Below are 18,642 nucleotides of genomic sequence, written 5' to 3'. Positions count from 1 at the left end.
AGCGCCGGCCCTAGACCAGGCTGTCCCGCCAGGCCTGGTGGAGGGCGGCGAAGCGGCCGGATCCGTCGATCAGCTCCTGCGGGGAGCCGTCCTCGACGATCCGGCCCTGGTCCATCACCAGGACGCGGTCGGCGATCTCCACGGTGGAGAGCCGGTGCGCGATGATCACCGCCGTCCGGCCGGCCAGCACCGTGCGCATGGCCCGCTGGACGGCCTGCTCGCCGGGGACGTCCAGCGAGCTGGTCGCCTCGTCGAGGATCAGCACCGCCGGGTCGGCGAGCAGGGCGCGGGCGAAGGCGACCAACTGGCGCTGCCCGGCGGAGATCCGGCCGCCGCGCTTGCGCACGTCGGTGTCGAAGCCGTCCGGGAGCGCCGCGATGAACTCGTACGCGCCGATGTCCCGGGCGGCCTGCTCGACCTCCTCGCGGCCGGCGCCGGGGCGGCCGATCGCGATGTTCTCGGCGACGGTGCCGGAGAACAGGAAGGACTCCTGGGTCACCATCACCACGCCGCGCCGCAGCTCGGGGGTGGCGAGGTCGCGCAGGTCCACGCCGTCCAGCCGGATCCGGCCGTCGGTCGGGTCGTAGAAGCGGGCCAGCAGCTTGGCGACCGTCGACTTGCCGGCGCCGGTCGCGCCGACCACCGCCACCGTCTGCCCGGCCGGGATCACCAGGTCGAACGGCGGCAGCACCTGCTTGCCGGTGCGGTAGGCGAAACGGGTCTCCTCGAAGCGGACCTCGCGCCCCTTGCCGGCGGCCTGCGGCAGTTCGGCGGGCGCGGCCGGTTCGGCGACGGTCGGCTCGTGGGCGAGCAGGCCGGCGATCTTCTCCAGCGCGGCGGCGGCCGACTGGTAGCTGTTCAGGAACATCGCCAGCTGGTCGATCGGGTCGTAGAGCCGGCGCAGGTAGAGCACGAAGGCGGTGAGCACGCCCAGCTCGACCGTGCCGTCGGCGACCAGGTAGGCGCCGAGCAGCACCACGCCGGTGGTCCACAGGTTGGCGGTGACGCGGGAGAGGCCGACGTAGCGGGCGATCTCCAGCAGGCCGTCCGCCGTCGCGGTGGCGGACTGCCGGTTGACCACGGCGAAGGCCTCGTCGTTGGCCTTCTCGCGGCGGAAGGCCTGCACCGGGCGGATGCCGTTCATGGTCTCGGTGAAACGGACGATCAGTGAGGCGGCCGAGGTGCGGGAGCGGCGGTAGACCCGGCGCGAGCGGCTGCGGAAGGACCGGGCGATCAGCGCCAGCGGCAGGATCGACGCCAGCGAGACCAGTCCGAGCCGCCAGTCCAGCACCAGCAGCAGCACCGAGATGTAGCAAACCGACAGGAGGACGGTCAGCAGCTCCTGGAGGCCCTCGGAGAGCAGCTCGCGCAGCGCGTCCACGTCGCTGGTGGCGCGGGAGATGATCCGGCCCGAGGTGTAGCGCTCGTGGAAGTCCAGGCTCAGCCGCTGGGCGTGCCGGAAGATCCGGCCGCGCAGCTCCAGCAGGATGTCCTGGTTGACCCGGGCGCTGATCTTGATGAACGCCCACTGCAGCAGCAGGCTGAGCAGCGCGCAGCCCAGGTAGGCGCAGACCACCGCGATCAGCGGGCCGCTGTCGCTCTCGCGCAGTGCCGGGATGCCGCGGTCCATCGCGATGGCGACCAGCAGCGGGCCGGACTGCAGGGCCGCCTGCTGGATGAGGATCACCAGCATCGCGACGGCGATCCGGGCCCGGTGCGGGCCGAGCAGCGAGCGCAGCAGAGCCCGGGGCGCGCCGGGCGGGACGGGGATGTCCTCCTCGTCGGCCGGGGGCGGCGGCAGCTGTTCCTCGACCGGTTCGGCGGTCTCCCGTTCGGCGGGGCCGACGGGCGAGATGGTGGTGGTCATCGGGTGGTGCCCCCCTCGGAGACCAGGACGGCCTCGGGCATCGGGGCGGACTCGCCCGACATCAGTTCGCGGTAGTGCGCGCAGTCGCGCAGCAGGTCCTGGTGGGTGCCGACGGCCTCGATCCGGCCGTCGGAGAGCACCGCGACCCGGTCGGCGAGCAGCACGGTGCTCGGGCGGTGGGCGACCACCAGGGCGGTGGTGGCGCCGAGGACCTGGCGCAGCGCCCGTTCGACCAGGGCCTCGGTGTGCACGTCGAGGGCGGAGAGCGGGTCGTCCAGCACCAGGAAGGCCGGGTCGCCGACCACCGCACGGGCCAGGGCGAGGCGCTGGCGCTGGCCGCCGGACAGGCTCAGGCCCTGCTCGCCGACCTCGGTGTCCACGCCGTCCGGGAGCTTGTCCACGAAGGAGGCCTGGGCGGTGGCCAGGGCGGCGCGCAGCTGCTGGTCGTTCGCGCCCGGGGCGCCCATCAGGACGTTCTCCCGGACGGTGGCGGAGAACAGGGTGGGCTCCTCGAAGGCGACCGCGACCAGCTCGCGCAGCCGCTCCCGGGGGAGGTCGCGGATGTCCCGGCCGTCCAGGGTGATGGTGCCGGCGGTGGCCTCGTACAGGCGGGGGAGCAGCGCGGTGAGCGTGGTCTTGCCGCTGCCGGTGGCGCCGACCAGGGCCATCGTCTCGCCGCTGCGGATGTGCAGGTCGATGCCGGCCAGCAGGTCGGGGGTGTCGTCGGGGGCGTCGGGGTAGCGGAAGCGGACGCCGGTGAAGCGGATGCCGTCGGGGGCACCGCCGAGGCCGTCGGCGGTGCCCGGGTCGGCGGTCTCGGGCTCGTCCAGCACCTCGAAGAAGCGGTCGGTGGCGGTGGCGGCCTCGTTGGCGTAGGCGAGCAGCCAGCCCAGGGACTCGACCGGCCAGCGCAGCGCCAGCGCGGTGGAGAGGAAGGCGACCAGGGTGCCGGCGCTCAGCTCGTCGTGGGCGACCAGGTAGGCGCCGGCGGCGAGGGCGCAGCCGAGGGCGATCTCGGGCAGGCCGACGATGACCGCCCAGAGGTTGGCGAGCAGCCCGGCCTTGCGCAGTTCGGTGCGGCGCAGGTCGTGGGCCTGGGCGCGGAAGCGCTCGGCCATCGAGCGGTGGCGGCCGAAGGCCTTGAGGATGCGGATGCCGAGGACGGACTCCTCGATGACGGTGGCGAGGTCGCCGTTCTGGTCCTGGGCGCGGCGGGAGGCGCCGGAGTAGCCGGCCTCGAACCGCCGGGTGAGCACGAACAGCGGGACGGCGGGCAGCAGGATGATCAGGGCGAGCCGCCAGTCCTGGGTGAACATCACCGCCGTGCCGGCGAGGAACATCACCGAGTTGACGACCAGGAAGACCAGCGGGAAGGCCAGAAACAGCCGCATGGTGTACATGTCGGCGGTGGCCCGGGAGAGCAGCTGGCCGGATCCCCAGCGCTCGTGGAAGGAGATCGGCAGCCGCTGGAGCTTGGCGAAGAGGTCGCCGCGCATGGCCGTCTCCAGCCCGGCCAGCGGGCGGGCCAGGACCACCCGGCGGGTGTAGAACAGCGCGGCCTCGACCAGCCCGAGGACCAGCAGCAGGCCGATCAGCGGCCAGAGTCCGCTCAGGTCGTGTTCGGCGAGCGGACCGTCGACGATCCGGCCGAGGACCAGCGGGACGCCGAGGACGCTCAGCATGGCGACCAGGGCGGCGGCCACCGAGGTGGCCAACCGGCGGCGGACGGCTCGGGCGTAGGGCCACAGGCGCAGGAGGGAGCGGACCGTGGAGCGGTGCCCGGTCGCGGTGTCGTCGTGTTGTCGGTTCTCGGCCATCGTCGTGAGGGTAGGACGAGGTCGCGTCATTTCTCATCAGGTTTTTCACCCCTGACAGAACCCTTCGGCGAGAACCGGCCACCCGTACGGGTGGGGCGCGGGTGAACGGCGGGGCGCGTGGGGCCGGCCGTACGGGCCGGAGTGCGCCGCACGCGCGGCCGACGCCGCTCAGGCCGTGGCGGCGGGCGCGCGCAGCAGCCGCAGCGAGCGCCCGGCCAGCAGCGTCGCGCCCTGCGGACAGGGCTCGCCGCCGCCCTCGACGGCGGTGTCGACCACCGTCTCGTACGCCTCCTCCGGCGCGGCCCAGGGCTCGCCGGGGAGGGTGAACAACACCGGTTCGTGACCGGCGTTGAGCAGCAGCAGGAAGCTGTCGTCCAGCGTCGGCCGCCCGGCCTCGTCCCGTTCGGACATCGCGGTGCCGGACAGCAGCATGCCCAGGCAGGCGGTCGGGGCGAACCAGTCGGCCTCGGTCATCTCCTTGCCCAGCGGCGTGAACCAGGCGAGGTCCGGCTGGCCGCCCGGAGCGGCGGCCCGGCCGGAGAAGAACGCCCGCTGCCGCAGCACCGGGTGGGCCCGGCGCAGCCGGATCAGCCGGGCGGTCAGCTCGCACAGCCCGCGCCAGCGGGGATCCGCCAGGAGCGACCAGTCCAGCCAGCCGAGCTCGTTGTCCTGGCAGTAGGCGTTGTTGTTGCCGCCCTGGGTGCGGCCCAGCTCGTCCCCGGCGGTGAGCATGGGGACGCCGGTGGAGAGCAGCAGCGTGGCCAGCAGGTTGCGCAGTTGGCGCAGCCGCAGGGCGTTCACCTCCGGGTCGGTGGTCTCGCCCTCGACGCCGTGGTTCCAGGACCGGTTGTCGTCGGTGCCGTCCCGGTTGGCCTCGCCGTTGGCCTCGTTGTGCTTGCGGTCGTAGCTGACCAGGTCGCGCAGCGTGAAACCGTCGTGCGCGGTCACGTAGTTGACGGAGGCGTACGGGCGGCGGCCGCCGCGCTGGTAGAGGTCGGAGGAGCCGGACAGCCGGTAGCCCAGCTCGCGCACGTCCGGGCGGGCGCCGCGCCAGAAGTCCCGCACGGTGTCCCGGTACTTGTCGTTCCACTCGGCCCACAGCGGGGGGAAGCCGCCGACCTGGTAGCCGCCCGGGCCGACGTCCCAGGGCTCGGCGATCAGCTTCACCCGGCTGAGCAGCGGGTCCTGGGAGACGGCAGCGAGGAAGGGGTGGTCCATGTCGACCCCGTCGGTGCCGCGGGCGAGGGCGGCGGCGAGGTCGAAGCGGAAGCCGTCCACGCCCATCTCGGTGACCCAGTACCGCAGCGAGTCGGTGACCAGCCGGACCACCTGCGGGCGGCGGGTGTCCAGGGTGTTGCCGCAGCCGGTGAAGTCGGCGTAGCCGCGCGGGCGGTGCGGGGCCGGGCGGTAGTAGGCGGTGTTGTCGATGCCGCGCAGCGAGAGCATCGGGCCGAGTTCGGCGCCCTCCGCGGTGTGGTTGAACACCACGTCGAGGATCACCTCGATCCCGGCGGCGTGCAGGGCGCGGACCATCCGCTTGAACTCGCCGACCTGGCCGCCGCGCGAGCCGGCCGCCGAGTAGCCGGCGTGCGGGGCGAAGTAGCCGATCGTGTTGTAGCCCCAGTAGTTGACCAGGCCGCGCGACTGGAGGTGGTCCTCGCTGGCGTACTGGTGCACCGGCAGCAGCTCGACGGCGGTCACGCCGAGGCGGGTCAGGTGGGCGACGGCGGCCGGGTGGGCCAGGCCCGCGTAGGTGCCGCGGAGCTCCGGCGGGACGTCGGGGTGGCGCATGGTGAAGCCGCGCACGTGCAGTTCGTAGAGCACCGTCTCGGCCCACGGGGTCTTCGGGCGGTGGTCGTCGTACCAGTCGTCGTCATCGTGGACGACCACGGATCTGGGCACATAGCGGGCGGAGTCGCGGTTGTCCCGGACGGTGTCGGCGACGTCCGCCTCCGGCCAGTTGCGGACGGCGGCGCAGACCGCGTCGTGGCTGGTGTAACAGCCGTCCACGGCACGGGCGTACGGGTCGAGCAGCAGCTTCGCCGGGTTCCAGCGGGCGCCGGTCCACGGGTCCCACCGGCCGTGCACGCGGAAGCCGTACCGGCTGCCGGGGCGGACGCCGGGCAGGAAGCCGTGCCAGGTCTGGAAGTCCTGCTCGGTGAGGCGGTGCCGGGCCTCCCGGCCGTCCTCGTCGAACAGGCAGAGGTCGACCGCCTCGGCGCCGGCCGCCCAGAGCGCGAAGTTGGTTCCCTGGCGGCCCTGTTGGTCGGTCCGGAAGCGGGCGCCGAGCGGCTGCCAGCTGCCGGGCCACGGTGGCTCGGCGGTGTCCCCGCCGGGCGGCCGCACTCCGGCTTCCAGCTCCTGCCCTGACGCCATGGCCGCACCCTCCCTGGACGGGGTGTCCCGGACCCCGTTCACTTCCTCTTTCCCGGATTGCGCAGATCGGAAGCGGCTGAACGGGGGCTTACCGGCGGATGGCGGCCGATGGATGGGGGGATTTCGCGCGGCTGCGCGTGTCCCCGCCGCGATTGCCCTCGTTGTTCCCGGTATCGGGCGTTCCCGCCACCGGACGTTCCTGGCATCGGGCGTCCCCGGTGGCGGAGGCTCCCGGTACCGGACCTTCCCGGTACCGGACGTGGACAGTGGGAGGCCCCGGAATGCGGCGCCGAGGACGGGTGTGGGCGCGGCGGGCGGCGGCGGTGGCCTGGGGCCTCGCCGTCCTGACGGGGTGCGGCGGCTCCCCGGCGGCCCCCGCGCAGGACGCCGCCGGGCCCGGGGCGCACACCCCGCCCCCGCCGCCGTCCCGGGCGGTCGTCACGGCGCTGCCCGCCGACGGCGCCCAGGACGTGCCGCCGGAGGGCCCGGTCCGGGTGACGGCGGCGCAGGGCCGGCTGGTCACCGTCCGGCTGGCCGACACCAAGGGCACCGAGGTTCCCGGCACGATCGCCCCGGACGGCGCCGCCTGGACGCCCGACGGCCCGCTGCCGCTGGGCACCGCGTACACCCTGGACGCCGTCGCCGAGGACGACCAGGGCCAACGGGCGGCCCAGCACTCGGCGTTCTCCACGATGGCCCGGGCGCACACCTTCGTCGCCTTCTTCACCCCGGAGGACGGCTCCACCGTCGGTGTCGGCATGCCGGTGTCGTTGCGCTTCAGCCGGCCGATTACGGACCGGGCGGCGGTGGAGAAGGCCGTCCAGGTGAGCGCCGACCCGCCCGTCCCGGTGGCCGCGCACTGGTTCGGCAACCAGCGGCTGGACGTCCGCCCGCAGCAGTACTGGGCGGCGGGCACCAAGGTGACGGTGGCGCTGCGGCTGAAGGACGTGCAGGGCGCGCCGGGCGAGTTCGGGACCCAGACCAAGGACCTGCACTTCACCGTCGGCCGGGCCCAGGTCTCCACCGTCGACCTGGACGCGCACACCCTGACCGTCCGGGCCGGGCAGGGCGGCAAGGTGGTGCGGGTGCTCAAGGTGTCCGGCGGCAGCCGTGACCACTCCACCTACCGGGGCGTCATGGTGGTGTCGGAGAAGTACAAGGTGACCCGGATGAACTCGCAGACCGTCGGGATGGGCGACGAGTACGACATCAAGGACGTGCCGCACGCGATGCGGCTGACCAACTCCGGCACCTTCGTGCACGGCAACTACTGGGCGGACCCCGGGGTGTTCGGCGCCGCCAACACCAGCCACGGCTGCATCGGCCTGGCCGACGCCAAGGGCGGAGCGAGCAAGGACTCCCCGGCGGGCTGGCTGTTCGAGCACACCATCCCGGGGGACGTGCTGGAGGCGAAGGCCTCCGCGGGGGACTTCGTGCCGCCACAGAACGGCCTCAACGGCTGGAACATGCCGTGGGAGCAGTGGGTGGCGGGCAGCGCCCTCGGGCCGGTTGCCGGGCCCACGGCCGGGCCCACGACCGGGCCCGCCTCCAGCCCCGTCGCGCAGTAGTCGATCTTCACCGCCGATTCACCCCCGATCCACCCACCTCCCCCCGGGACCCGCTCAGACGGCCCGGCTATCCTGCTCCGGCGTGCGCCCTGGTCCGGCGCGAAAGATCGGCGTCCGGTGCAACTCATGGGGGCACTCAACGCGTCGAGAGAGTGAATACCGGGAGGGGAGAAACCGTGAAGACGGGGAAGACGGCCGACGCCGCGATACGTACCACCAGCCGTTACGGGCGCAGGGGTGCGATGGCGTTGGTCATGGGCGGGGTGCTGCTGCTCACCGCGGCCTGCGGCGACGACAAGGGCGGAACGGGCGGCGGGGGCGACAACGCGGCGCCCGCGGCGACGGCGGGTGCGGGCGGGACGGCGGCCCCGGCGGGCGCGTCGGGCGAGCCGAAGGCCTCCGCCGCGGTGCTGGCCGTCGAGCCGAAGGACGGCGCCCAGGACGTCGCACCGAGCAACGCGTTGCAGGTGTCCGTCTCGAACGGCAAGCTCACCACGGTCGAGGTGACCGACAAGAACGGCAAGCCGGTCGACGGGGCGATCACTCCGGACGGCATCGGCTGGAAGCCCGCCGCCGCGCTCACCGTCGGCATGGCGTACAAGGTGAACGCGCAGGCCAAGGACGCCGACGGCCTGGTGACCGCGTCCACCACGACGTTCACCACGCTGACGCCGGACAAGAAGGTCTCCACCAACGACAACATCAGCGACGGCGCCACCTACGGCGTCGGCATGATCGTCTCGGTGAACTTCAGCAAGACCGTCAAGAACAAGGACGCCGTCCTCAAGGGCATCACCTTCGAGACGAACAACGGCACCGAGGTGAAGGGCCACTGGTTCGGCGACAACCGGCTGGACTTCCGCCCGGCCGAGTACTGGAAGCCGGACACCAAGGTCACCATCAAGTACCGGCTGAAGAGCGTCGAGGTCGCCCCGGGCGTCTACGGCGACGTGGACAAGGACGAGCCGTTCACCATCGGCCGCTCCCAGATCGCCACCGCCGACGCCAAGGCGCACCAGATGACGATCGAGCGGGGCGGCAAGAGCACCACCGTGCCGGTCACCATGGGCGCGGAGGCGACGCCGTCCTGGAGCGGGACGATGGTGATCATGTCCAAGGAGAAGGTCACCCGGATGAACTCGCAGACCGTCGGCCTCGGCGGCGAGTACGACATCCAGGACGTGCCGCACGCGATGCGGCTGACCACCTCCGGCACCTTCGTGCACGGCAACTACTGGTCCAACGCGACCAATCCGTTCGGCAGGACCAACGCCAGCCACGGCTGCGTCGCGATGGTGGACGAGAAGGGCGGCAGCGACACCTCCGTCGCGGGCAAGTTCTTCAACGACTCGATGATCGGCGACGTGGTCAAGGTCGTGAACAGCAAGGAGAAGACCGTCGCGCCCTCCAACGGGCTGGGCGGCTGGAACATCGCCTGGGCGAACTGGTAGATCCTGCCCGCCGACTGACCGGATAGTCCCGGTTCGTCGGCGCGGTGCGGACGAGCGGCCCGATCCTCACCCGTTGGGGTCGGGCCGTTCGCGTTCTCGGAGCGCACCGGGCCCCGAATGGCGCAACCTTTCCGGAGGCCGGCGCGTGTAGTGGTCGAGCCCGTCGTGTGCGCGGGGTTCTGTGCGGGGTTCCGGGTCGTGGGGTTCCGGGTCGTGGGGTTTCGGCCCGCGGGTTTCGGTTCGTGGGGTTCGGTTCGTGGGGTTTCTGAGGGAGGGATCGACGTTGAGGTCGATACGCAGAGTGGTGGCCGTCGGTCTGGTGGGCGGCGCGATGGCGCTGACGGCCGCGTGCGGCGGCGGGAGTGGCGGGAGCGGTAGCGGGGGCGGGAACGCGGCCAAGGCGGACCTGGGGGCCGGAGCGGCCGCCGGAACGGCCTCCCCGGGCGCCGCGGCGGCGAGCAGCGCGGCGCCGAAGGTGTCGCAGGCCGTGGTGAACATCGAGCCCAAGCCCGGCACGGTGGACGTCGCGCCCGACGCGCTCAAGGTCGGTGCGACCGGCGGCAAGCTCACCACCGTCAAGGTCAGTGACAAGACCGGCGCGGAGGTGCCCGGCACCATCGCCGCCGACGGCTCCAGCTGGACCCCGTCGGCGGGCCTCGCCGTGGGCAGCACCTACCAGGTCAGCGCGATGGCCGCGGACGCCAACGGCGTGGTCGCCAGCGCGGACAGCAACTTCTCCACGCTGACGCCGACGGCCCTCGCCAAGGCCGCCGACAACGTGGACAACAACGCGACGTACGGCGTCGGCATGATCGTCTCGGTGAACTTCAGCAAGGACGTCAAGAACAAGGACGTCGTCGCGAAGGGCATCACCTTCGAGACCGACAACGGCACCGTGGTCAAGGGCCACTGGTTCGGCAACCGCCGGCTGGACTTCCGCCCCGAGCAGTACTGGAAGTCCGGCACCAAGGTGACCGTGCACTACCGCCTCAAGAGCGTCGAGATCGCCCCTGGGGTGTACGGCACCGACCGGGACGAGCCCTTCACGATCGGGCGATCTCAGATTTCGACGGTTGACGCCGCCGCGCACAGGATGACCGTCGAACTCGACGGCAAACCGTCGGACATCGACATCACCTCCGGCTCGCCCGAACACCCGACCTGGAACGGCACGATGGTCGTCATGTCCAAGGAGGGCGTGGTGCGGATGCAGTCCAGCACCCTCCCCGGCATGAGCGGCTCCCCGTACGACCTCCAGGTGCCGCACTCGATGCGGCTCACCGACAGCGGCACCTACCTGCACGGCAATTACTGGAGCAAGCTCATCGGTGAGGACAACGTCAGCCACGGCTGCGTCGCCCTCAAGGACGTCGAGGGCGGCGGCGAATCCACCTCGATGGGCAAGTTCTACGCCGGCTCGCTCGTCGGCGACGTGGTGGTCGTGAAGAACTCCACCAAGAAGGAGACCCTCGACCCGGCGAACGGCCTGAGTGGCTGGAACGTGCCCTGGAGCGCCTGGTAGGCCGACCGGTAGCCGCCCTGGTCGGGGCGGTTCCGTGGCAACCCGGGATTGACAGCGGACGCGCCCCGGGTTGCCTGCTCCCCACCCTCTCCCCACCCTCTCCCGACCCCTTCCGGGCCCCCTCCAGGCCCCCGCCTGGCACTCTCCGCGGGGTCTCCTTGCACGCGGCATATGCCGACTCGGAGGAGATCGTTTGCTCATTGTCCGTACGCGGCCGCTTGCGTTCCGCAATGATGGACCGCATGGCGGGTTGGGGCGAAACAGATCAGTCATCAGTTCCCGGGGCCGGATTGGTCGCCGAGGCGTCGTGGATCGATGTCCAGGACGCGCTGGCGGCGCTGGAGCGGCTCAGCTCGGAGGAACTGGAGGAGATGTATTGCGGCAGGCTGAGCGATCAGTCCGTGCCGAACGAGGTGCGACTGCCGTCCCGGCCGGAGACCGGCCCGGTGGCCCGCCGACTGGTGCTGTCGGTCCTGGAGTCCTGGGACCTCCACCAGCACCTGGAGGCCGGTGAGTTACTCACCAGCGAGCTGGTCTCCAACGCCGTCCGGCACGCCGCCGGACGCACCATCGGACTCCAGGTGATCCGCAAGCCGGGCTGGCTCCGCGTCGAGGTCCGCGACTCCTCCCGGGCGCTGCCCTGCATGATCCTCGCCGAGCCGAAGCCGGTGACCGAGCGGGGGCGGGGCCTGCGGGTCATCGACGACCTGGCCGACCGCTGGGGCGCCGACCTGCTGCCGCGCGGCAAGGGCGTCTGGTTCGAGCTGAAGGTCCGCGAGCGACACTGACCGTTTCGGGCTTTCCCGGGTCTTTCTCGGTCTTCCGGGCTGTCCGGGTCTTTTCCGGCTGTCCGGGTCTTCCGGGTCTTCCCGGGAAAACGCGCAGGGCCCCCGAAGTCGCCGTGGTCCGGCGGATGGGGGCCCCTGCAAGTCATCGCGCCGACCAAGGGGGTGCGTGCCGTGCGATGGGCGTCGGCCGTGCCAGGTCGGGCCAGCCGAAGTCTCCACGCCCAGGCCGGCGTGCTGTGCCGCCCGCCGTTGGGCTGCTTCGACTATCGCACGGATCTCAGCATGTGGGCAAACCAGGTGACTTGGATTGAAAGGTTTGTAACCTAGTTCACCTTTGGATTTTGCATAGGTTCACGCTGTTGCCTGTGAATATTCACCATCCTTGCCGTCGGGCCTCCGGTGTTTCGTCGCCCGGCCGCCAATTCCTCCGTGCACCCCACCACGCCGGAACTGCCGGGTAGCATCAGGCCCGTGGACCTGTACTGGCACGTCGTACTGCCACCGCTCAGCGCCTGATCGGGCGCACACGCCGGTGGCTCGAGCCCCGCGCTCCCTGCTGCGGCCCCTTCGGCCGTCAGGGGGCCGCCGTGTGCGCCCGGTGCGAAACCAACTCCCCTGACGGTCTTCGACGACGGAAGTTCACGACTGTGCCGAACCGCACCTCCACGCCCGCGCCCACCCGGCCCACCACCACCCCCACCGCCCGCCGCACCAGCCCGCTCGGCGGGCCGGTCCCGATCCTGGTCGCCGCACTGCTGTGGGGCACCACCGGGACGGCCAGCTCCCTCGCACCCGACGGCGCCCCTTCGGCGGGCATCGGCGCCGCCGCGCTGGTCCTCGGCGGACTCCTCCTCTTCCTCTCCACCCGCAGCGCCCGCGCGCTGCCCCGGGCCTGCGGCCGCCGGGAGCGGTGGCAACTCGCCGTCGGCGCCGTCGCGGTGGTCGGCTACCCGGTCACCTTCTACCCGGCGGTGACCCGCGCCGGGGTGGCGGTGGCCACCGTGATCGCACTGGGCAGTGCCCCCGTCTTCGCCGGCCTGCTCGGCTGGCTCACCCGGCAGGGGCGGCCGAGCGGCCGGTGGGCCGGTGCCACGGTGACGGCGGTCGTCGGCTGCGCCGTCCTGGTGCTGGGCCCCGAACTCACCGGCGACGGCGCGGCGGTGGACGCCGTGGGGGTGGCGCTGGCCGCGCTCTCCGGCCTCTCGTACGCCGTGTACTCGCTCGTCGGCGGGAGGCTCATCTCGCGCGGGCACCCGTCCGCCGGGGTGATGGGGGCGATGTTCGGCGCGGCCGCGCTGCTCGTCCTGCCGGTGCTGTTCCTCGGCGACCTGCGGTGGCTCGCCTCGCCGCGCGGCGCGGCGGTGGTGCTCCACCTCGCGGTGATCACCACCTTCCTCGCCTACCGCCTCTTCGGCCACGGGCTGCGCCGCACCTCCGCCCAGACCGCCACCACCCTCACCCTCGCCGAACCCGCCGTCGCCGCCCTCCTCGGCGTCGCCGTCCTCGGCGAACGCCTCCCCGCCGCCTCCTGGTGCGGCCTCGCCATCCTCGCCGCGGGCCTCGCCGTCCTCACCGTGCCCGTGGGCACCCGCCGCCGCTGACCTGCGGGTGCCCCCACGCGCAGGAAGTCGGACGGGCCGACTTCCTGCGCGGGTGCCGCTGGTCGGCGGTGCCTAGTGACCGGCCACCCGGCCCTCCGGTGCGGCCCTCCGGCGCCGCCCTCTGATCGCCGATGCCGTTCGGCGGTCGGCGGGCCAGCACGCCGTGCTTCACCCGCTCTTGCGTCGAACCGCTTGCCGCCGGGCGCCCCGCTTGGTGGGCTTGACCGCGTGGAGGAGACCACGGACGGCCGACCGCAGGCGACGTACGACCGCAGGCGACGTACGACCGCATCGGGGTCGGCTACCGCGCCATCCGCCGGCCCGATCCCCGACTGCACGCCCCGATCGGTGCCGCCCTCCAGAGGGCCCGGTCGGTGGTGAACGTCGGTGCGGGCGCCGGATCCTACGAGCCCGAGGGCGCCACCGTCACCGCAGTCGACCCCTCCCAGGTCATGCTCGACCAGCACCCGGGGCACCGGAAGGTCAAGGCCGGAGCCGAGCGACTGCCCTTCCCGGACGGCTCCTTCGATGCGGCGATGGCCGTCATGACCGTCCACCACTGGCCGGATCCCGAACGGGGCCTCGCGGAGCCGCGGCGGGTCGCCCGGCGGCAGGTCGTCTTCACCTGGGACCCGGCCCACCGTCCGCAACTATGGCTGCTGGAGGAGTACCTGCCCGAGATCCGGGAGCTGGAGGAGAGCCGCTTCACGCCGCTGGCCCAGGTCGTCGACGCGCTGGACGCGCACACGGTGCTGCCCTTCCCCGTCCCGCACGATTTCACGGACGGTTACCAGATCGCCTACTGGCGGCGGCCCGAGTTCTACCTCGACCCGGTCGTCCGGCCGGCTCGACCTTCGCCCAGTTGCCGCTCGCAGTGGTGCGGCCGGCGATCGCCCGCTTGCGCGCCGACCTCGAATCCGGCGCCTGGCACCGCCGCCATGCCGAACTCCTCGACCAGGAGCACATGGACTACGGGTACCGGCTGCTCATCGTGGGGGTGCTCTCCTCGGAGTAGGAAGTCGGACGGGCCGACTTTCTGCGCGCGAGGCTGGATAGCGCGTTCGCGCGGGGCCGGAGAAAATATATCGACCGGTCTACATAGGGTGCGTTCGTGGAGGGTTGGGGCGCACAGGAAGTCGGCGGGGCCGACTTCCTGCGCAGGAGGTGCGTGGGGGTGCACCGAAGAGATAGACCGGTCTGCATATTCCGCACCTGGAATGTAGACCGGTCTACATAATTTCCTCCACCTGGGGGCCGGGTCGCGCTCGGATGCCCAGGCGCGCTCAGATGCCGAGGTGGGTGGCGATGCCGGTGAGGACGCAGTCGAGGCCGGTCTCGAACTGCCAGGTGGGGTCGTCCTTGCGGGTGGCCTCGTGGAGGTAGCGCTGGTAGGTGGGGTAGCGGCCGGTGTCCATCAGGAAGGACATCCGGGGGGCGAGGCCGGCGCGGGTCTCGTCACCGTCGGACCAGCCGTGCTCGCGCTGGAGGATGCGCAGGGCGAGCTCGGCGGCGACGGAGCCGTGGACGTAGCCGGTGACGGTGCGGAAGACCGCCATGGTGGTGTCGGCGTCCAGGCCGTGGTCGGCGAGGGCGGCGAAGGCGCGTTCGGGGATGGCGAGCTGGTTGGGGGTGAGGGGGACGGCGCCGGCGCGGACGACCCACGGGTGGGCCAGGTTCATGGCGCGCAGGTGGAGCGCCAGGGTGCGCATGGTGTCGCGCCAGCCGCTGGAGGGAGTGTCCAGGGAGAGTTCGCCGTAGACGAAGTCGACCATCAGGTCGATGAGTTCGTCCTTGCCGGAGACGTACCGGTAGGCGGCCATCGGGGCGACGCCGAGGGTGGTGGCGAGTCGGCGCATGGTGACGGCGTCGAGGCCTTCGGCGTCGGCGATCGCGATCGCGGCCTCGGCGATCCGCTGCGGGGTGAGGGTGGTGCGCGGCGCGGGGGCCGGGCGGGCGAGGCGCTCCCAGAGCGAGGCCTGGGGCTTGGTCTGGTCGTCGTCCCCGGTGGGGGCCTGCTGGGCGGGCATGACGGCGGGCTCCTTCCGGCTGGGGTTCCCACCGTACCACCGGCGTGTACGGCGTATCGGGAGTAGACGGCGTACGCGCCGATGTGTACGTTGCATCCGGAAGATACGTTGTACACATCGTCCCGGAGGGGGATGTTCATGGCCAAGGACGTTTCGGAGAAGAGCCTGAAGGTCGCGGTCGTCGTCGGCAGCACTCGGAGCGGCCGGTTCGCGCCCGTCGTCGCCGACTGGCTGCTCGGCCACCTCGGCGCGCGCGGCGACATGACCGCCGACCTGATCGATCTGGTCGAGACCCCGCTGCCGACCACCTTCCCGTCCTTCGGTGGTGAACTGGAGCCGGGCGCAGCCGAGTTGCTCGCTGCCGTCACGCCCCGGCTGGAGGCTGCCGACGCCTTCGTGGTCGTCACACCCGAGTACAACCACAGCTTCCCGGCCCCGCTGAAGAACGCCATCGACTGGCACAACAGCCAGTGGCACGGCAAGCCGGTCGGCTTCGTCTCCTACGGCGGCCTCTCCGGCGGTCTGCGCGCCGTCGAGCAACTGCGAGTGGTGCTCGCCGAGTTGAACGCCATGACGATTCGCAACACGGTCAGCTTCCACGGCGCCGCCCAGTGCTTCGGCGTCGACGGCAAGCCGCTCGACCCGGCCGCCGACGCCGCCGCCAAGGCCATGCTCGACCAACTCGCCTGGTGGGCGGAGGCGTTGCGGGACGCCCGGCGCGTCCGCCCGTTCGCGGCCTGAGCAGGCGCCTCGGGACGCCCCGGAACGCCGAGAGCCCCCGGACGGGTCCGGGGGCTCAGGCGACAGCGGGTGTGATCAGCACTCGATGACGTTGACGGCGAGGCCGCCGCGCGAGGTCTCCTTGTACTTGATCTTCATGTCGGCGCCGGTCTCCTTCATCGTCTTGATCGCCTTGTCGAGCGAGACGTGGTGCCGGCCGTCGCCGCGCAGGGCCATCCGGGCGGCGGTGACGGCCTTGACGGAGGCCATGCCGTTGCGCTCGATGCAGGGGATCTGGACGAGCCCGCCGACCGGGTCGCAGGTGAGGCCGAGGTTGTGCTCGATGCCGATCTCGGCGGCGTTCTCGACCTGTTCGGGGGTGCCGCCGAGGACCTCGGCGAGGCCGCCGGCGGCCATCGAGCAGGCGGAGCCGACCTCGCCCTGGCAGCCGACCTCGGCGCCGGAGATGGAGGCGTTCTCCTTGAAGAGCATGCCGATGGCGCCGGCCGCGAGGAGGAAGCGGACGATGCCGTCCTCGTCGGCGCCCGGGATGAAGTTCAGGTAGTAGTGCAGGACGGCGGGGATGATCCCGGCCGCGCCGTTGGTCGGAGCGGTGACCACCCGGCGGCCGGAGGCGTTCTCCTCGTTGACCGCCATCGCGTAGAGGGTCACCCACTCCATCGCGTTGGCCGGGCCGATGCCCTCGGCGCGCATCGCGCGGGCGGCGGCGGCGGCGCGGCGGCGGACCTTGAGGCCACCGGGCAGGATCCCCTCGCGGGACATGCCGGCCCGCACGCACTCCTGCATGACCTGCCAGATCTCCAGCAGCCCGGTCCGGATCTCCTCCTCGGAGCGCCAGGCCTTCTCGTTCTCCAGCATCAGGCCGGAGATCGACAGCCCGGTCTCCCGGGTGAGCCGCAGCAGCTCCTCGCCGGTGCGGAAGGGGTAGCGCAGCGCGGTGTCGTCGGGCTTGACCCGGTCCGCGCCGATGGCGTCCTCGTCGACGACGAAGCCGCCGCCGACCGAGTAGTAGGTCTTCTCCAGCAGCGTGGAGCCGTCCGCCGCGTACGCCCAGATGGTCATGCCGTTGGCGTGGTACGGCAGCGAGCGGCGGCGGTGCAGGACCACCTGGGTGCCCGGGTCGAAGTCGATGGGGTGGGTGCCGAGGAGGTTGAGCCGCTTCTCGGTGGTGATCCGCTCGACGTCCTTGTCCGCCTGGTCGACGTCGACCGTGCGGGGGGAGTTGTTCTCCAGGCCGAGCAGGACGGCCTTCGGGGTGCCGTGGCCGTGGCCGGTGGCGCCCAGCGAGCCGTACAGCTCGGCGCGCACGCTCGCCACCTCGGCGAGCAGGTCCTCGGACCGCAGGCGCCGGGCGAACATCCGGGCGGCACGCATCGGGCCGACGGTGTGGGAGCTCGACGGGCCGATGCCGATGGAGAAGAGGTCGAAGACGCTGAGGGCCACGGGGGACGTCCTTGTCTGTCTCGTGGAAGGACTGGCGGGCGGGGGACGACACGGGTCGGGGCACCGCGCGCACTGTCCAGTGTGCGCGGTCCCCCGGGATCCCAGGTGCCGTGGCGGGGTGAGGCCGGTCACCCCGCCCGAACGATCACCGCGGTGATCAGAGGTTCGGGTAGAGCGGGTACTTCTCGGCCAGCGCGGTGACGCGGGCCTTGAGCGCGGTGGCGGCGTCCTCGTCGAAGGCGGGCTTGAGCGCCTCGGCGATGATGTCGGCGACCTCGCGGAAGTCCTCGGCCTGGAAGCCGCGGGTGGCGAGCGCGGGGGTGCCGATGCGCAGGCCGGAGGTGACCATCGGCGGCCGCGGGTCGTTCGGGACGGCGTTGCGGTTGACCGTGATGCCGACCTCGTGCAGGCGGTCCTCGGCCTGCTGGCCGTCGAGCTGGCTGTTGCGCAGGTCGACCAGGACCAGGTGCACGTCGGTGCCGCCGGACAGCACCGAGGCGCCGGCCTCGGCGACGTCGGCCTGGAGCAGGCGCTCGGCGAGGATCTTGGCGCCCTCCAGGGTGCGCTGCTGGCGCTCCTTGAACTCCTCGGACGCGGCGACCTTGAAGGCGACGGCCTTGCCGGCGATCACGTGCTCCAGCGGGCCGCCCTGCTGGCCGGGGAACACCGCGGAGTTGATCTTCTTGGCGTACTCGGCCTTGGACAGGATGACACCGCCGCGCGGGCCGCCCAGGGTCTTGTGGGTGGTGGTGGTGACCACGTCCGCGTACGGCACCGGGTTGGGGTGCAGGCCGGCGGCGACCAGGCCGGCGAAGTGCGCCATGTCCACCATCAGCAGCGCGCCGACCTCGTCGGCGACCCGGCGGAACGCGGCGAAGTCCAGCTGGCGCGGGTAGGCGGACCAGCCGGCGATGATCAGCTTCGGCTGGTGCTCCTTGGCCAGGCGCTCGACCTCGGCCATGTCGACCTGGCCGGTCTTCTCGTCCACGTGGTACGCGGCCACGTTGTAGAGCTTGCCGGAGAAGTTGATCTTCATGCCGTGGGTCAGGTGACCGCCGTGGGCCAGGTCCAGGCCCAGGATGGTGTCGCCCGGCTTGATCAGCGCGAACATCGCGGCGGCGTTGGCCTGCGCGCCCGAGTGCGGCTGGACGTTGGCGTGCTCGGCGCCGAACAGGGCCTTGATGCGGTCGATCGCGATCTGCTCGACCACGTCGACGTGCTCGCAGCCGCCGTAGTAGCGGCGGCCGGGGTAGCCCTCGGCGTACTTGTTGGTGAGCACCGAGCCCTGGGCCTCCATGACCGCCACCGGGGCGAAGTTCTCGGAGGCGATCATCTCCAGGGTGGTCTGCTGGCGGTGCAGCTCGGCGTCGACCGCGGCGGCGATCTCCGGGTCGAGGGAGTGCAGGGACTGGTTCAGAACCGTCATGGTGTGGTCTTCCCG

General features: G+C 72.1%; 12 protein-coding genes and 1 pseudogene. 7 read left to right on the top strand and 6 right to left on the bottom strand.

The annotated features are described in order from the left end of the window. Nucleotides 1-10 precede the first annotated feature (10 nt). The 3 genes from AC07BF_RS06915 to glgX all read right to left on the bottom strand — a co-directional run bounded on the left by AC07BF_RS06915 (nucleotide 11) and on the right by glgX (nucleotide 6,060). Nucleotides 11-1,867, bottom strand: coding sequence for an ABC transporter ATP-binding protein (locus AC07BF_RS06915; RefSeq protein ID WP_363582065.1), 1,857 nt, complete (start codon nucleotides 1,865-1,867; stop codon nucleotides 11-13). Beyond that, nucleotides 1,864-3,684 carry an ABC transporter ATP-binding protein gene (locus AC07BF_RS06910; RefSeq protein WP_363582067.1) on the bottom strand — a complete coding sequence of 607 codons (1,821 nt, stop codon included), beginning with the start codon at nucleotides 3,682-3,684 and terminating at the stop codon, nucleotides 1,864-1,866. Before AC07BF_RS06910 ends, AC07BF_RS06915 begins: the two co-directional genes overlap by 4 nt. A 168-nt stretch (nucleotides 3,685-3,852) precedes the next feature. Then, nucleotides 3,853-6,060: a glycogen debranching protein GlgX gene (gene glgX, locus AC07BF_RS06905; RefSeq protein WP_363582069.1), complete on the bottom strand. Its 2,208-nt coding sequence runs from the start codon at nucleotides 6,058-6,060 to the stop codon at nucleotides 3,853-3,855. 281 nt (nucleotides 6,061-6,341) lie between these two features. Here glgX and AC07BF_RS06900 point away from each other — a divergent pair, with 281 nt between their 5' ends. The 6 genes and pseudogenes from AC07BF_RS06900 (at nucleotide 6,342) to AC07BF_RS06875 (ending at nucleotide 14,005) form a co-directional block, all read left to right on the top strand. Further along, entirely contained in the window at nucleotides 6,342-7,628 is a 1,287-nt protein-coding gene (locus AC07BF_RS06900) for a L,D-transpeptidase (protein ID WP_400989266.1), read from the top strand. Between the two features lie 176 nt (nucleotides 7,629-7,804). After that, nucleotides 7,805-9,079 carry a L,D-transpeptidase gene (locus AC07BF_RS06895; protein ID WP_363582073.1) on the top strand — a complete coding sequence of 425 codons (1,275 nt, stop codon included), beginning with the start codon at nucleotides 7,805-7,807 and terminating at the stop codon, nucleotides 9,077-9,079. Between the two features lie 283 nt (nucleotides 9,080-9,362). After that, nucleotides 9,363-10,601 (top strand): L,D-transpeptidase, encoded by a 1,239-nt coding sequence (locus AC07BF_RS06890; protein ID WP_400989264.1) that lies wholly within the window; start codon nucleotides 9,363-9,365, stop codon nucleotides 10,599-10,601. Nucleotides 10,602-10,891: 290 nt separating this feature from the next. Continuing rightward, nucleotides 10,892-11,389 carry an ATP-binding protein gene (locus AC07BF_RS06885; RefSeq protein WP_478333050.1) on the top strand — a complete coding sequence of 166 codons (498 nt, stop codon included), beginning with the start codon at nucleotides 10,892-10,894 and terminating at the stop codon, nucleotides 11,387-11,389. A gap of 647 nt (nucleotides 11,390-12,036) precedes the next feature. Next, nucleotides 12,037-12,990: a DMT family transporter gene (locus AC07BF_RS06880; protein WP_363582077.1), complete on the top strand. Its 954-nt coding sequence runs from the start codon at nucleotides 12,037-12,039 to the stop codon at nucleotides 12,988-12,990. A gap of 311 nt (nucleotides 12,991-13,301) precedes the next feature. Next, nucleotides 13,302-14,005: pseudogene (locus AC07BF_RS06875) on the top strand (class I SAM-dependent methyltransferase). Between the two features lie 268 nt (nucleotides 14,006-14,273). Here AC07BF_RS06875 and AC07BF_RS06870 read toward each other — a convergent pair. Further along, nucleotides 14,274-15,017, bottom strand: a complete 744-nt coding sequence (locus tag AC07BF_RS06870; RefSeq protein WP_400989262.1) for a TetR/AcrR family transcriptional regulator C-terminal domain-containing protein — start codon at nucleotides 15,015-15,017, stop codon at nucleotides 14,274-14,276. A 138-nt stretch (nucleotides 15,018-15,155) separates the two neighbouring features. Between AC07BF_RS06870 and AC07BF_RS06865 the strand changes: the two genes are divergently transcribed. Then, nucleotides 15,156-15,758, top strand: a complete 603-nt coding sequence (locus AC07BF_RS06865; RefSeq protein WP_363582081.1) for an NADPH-dependent FMN reductase — start codon at nucleotides 15,156-15,158, stop codon at nucleotides 15,756-15,758. Between the two features lie 75 nt (nucleotides 15,759-15,833). Here the strand turns inward: AC07BF_RS06865 and AC07BF_RS06860 are convergent, their stop codons facing one another. Together AC07BF_RS06860 and glyA are read right to left on the bottom strand one after the other, a co-directional pair. Further along, the gene (locus AC07BF_RS06860; RefSeq protein ID WP_363582083.1) at nucleotides 15,834-17,201 is read right to left on the bottom strand and encodes an L-serine ammonia-lyase; all 1,368 of its coding nucleotides are present in this window, start codon (nucleotides 17,199-17,201) and stop codon (nucleotides 15,834-15,836) included. Nucleotides 17,202-17,358: 157 nt separating this feature from the next. Continuing rightward, the gene (gene glyA, locus AC07BF_RS06855; RefSeq protein ID WP_363582085.1) at nucleotides 17,359-18,627 is read right to left on the bottom strand and encodes a serine hydroxymethyltransferase; all 1,269 of its coding nucleotides are present in this window, start codon (nucleotides 18,625-18,627) and stop codon (nucleotides 17,359-17,361) included. Nucleotides 18,628-18,642: the final 15 nt, after the last annotated feature.

The organism is Kitasatospora sp. NPDC043950 (assembly GCF_056435345.1).
This window is presented reverse-complemented; position numbering and strand designations above follow the sequence as displayed.

Coding starts and splice junctions, on each gene's coding strand:
- AC07BF_RS06910 (WP_363582067.1), bottom strand. CDS start 3,684: ATGGCCGAGAACCGACAACACGACGACACCGCGACCGGGCACCGCTCC.
- AC07BF_RS06915 (WP_363582065.1), bottom strand. CDS start 1,867: ATGACCACCACCATCTCGCCCGTCGGCCCCGCCGAACGGGAGACCGCC.
- AC07BF_RS06865 (WP_363582081.1), top strand. CDS start 15,156: ATGGCCAAGGACGTTTCGGAGAAGAGCCTGAAGGTCGCGGTCGTCGTC.
- AC07BF_RS06900 (WP_400989266.1), top strand. CDS start 6,342: ATGCGGCGCCGAGGACGGGTGTGGGCGCGGCGGGCGGCGGCGGTGGCC.
- glyA (WP_363582085.1), bottom strand. CDS start 18,627: ATGACGGTTCTGAACCAGTCCCTGCACTCCCTCGACCCGGAGATCGCC.
- AC07BF_RS06870 (WP_400989262.1), bottom strand. CDS start 15,017: ATGCCCGCCCAGCAGGCCCCCACCGGGGACGACGACCAGACCAAGCCC.
- glgX (WP_363582069.1), bottom strand. CDS start 6,060: ATGGCGTCAGGGCAGGAGCTGGAAGCCGGAGTGCGGCCGCCCGGCGGG.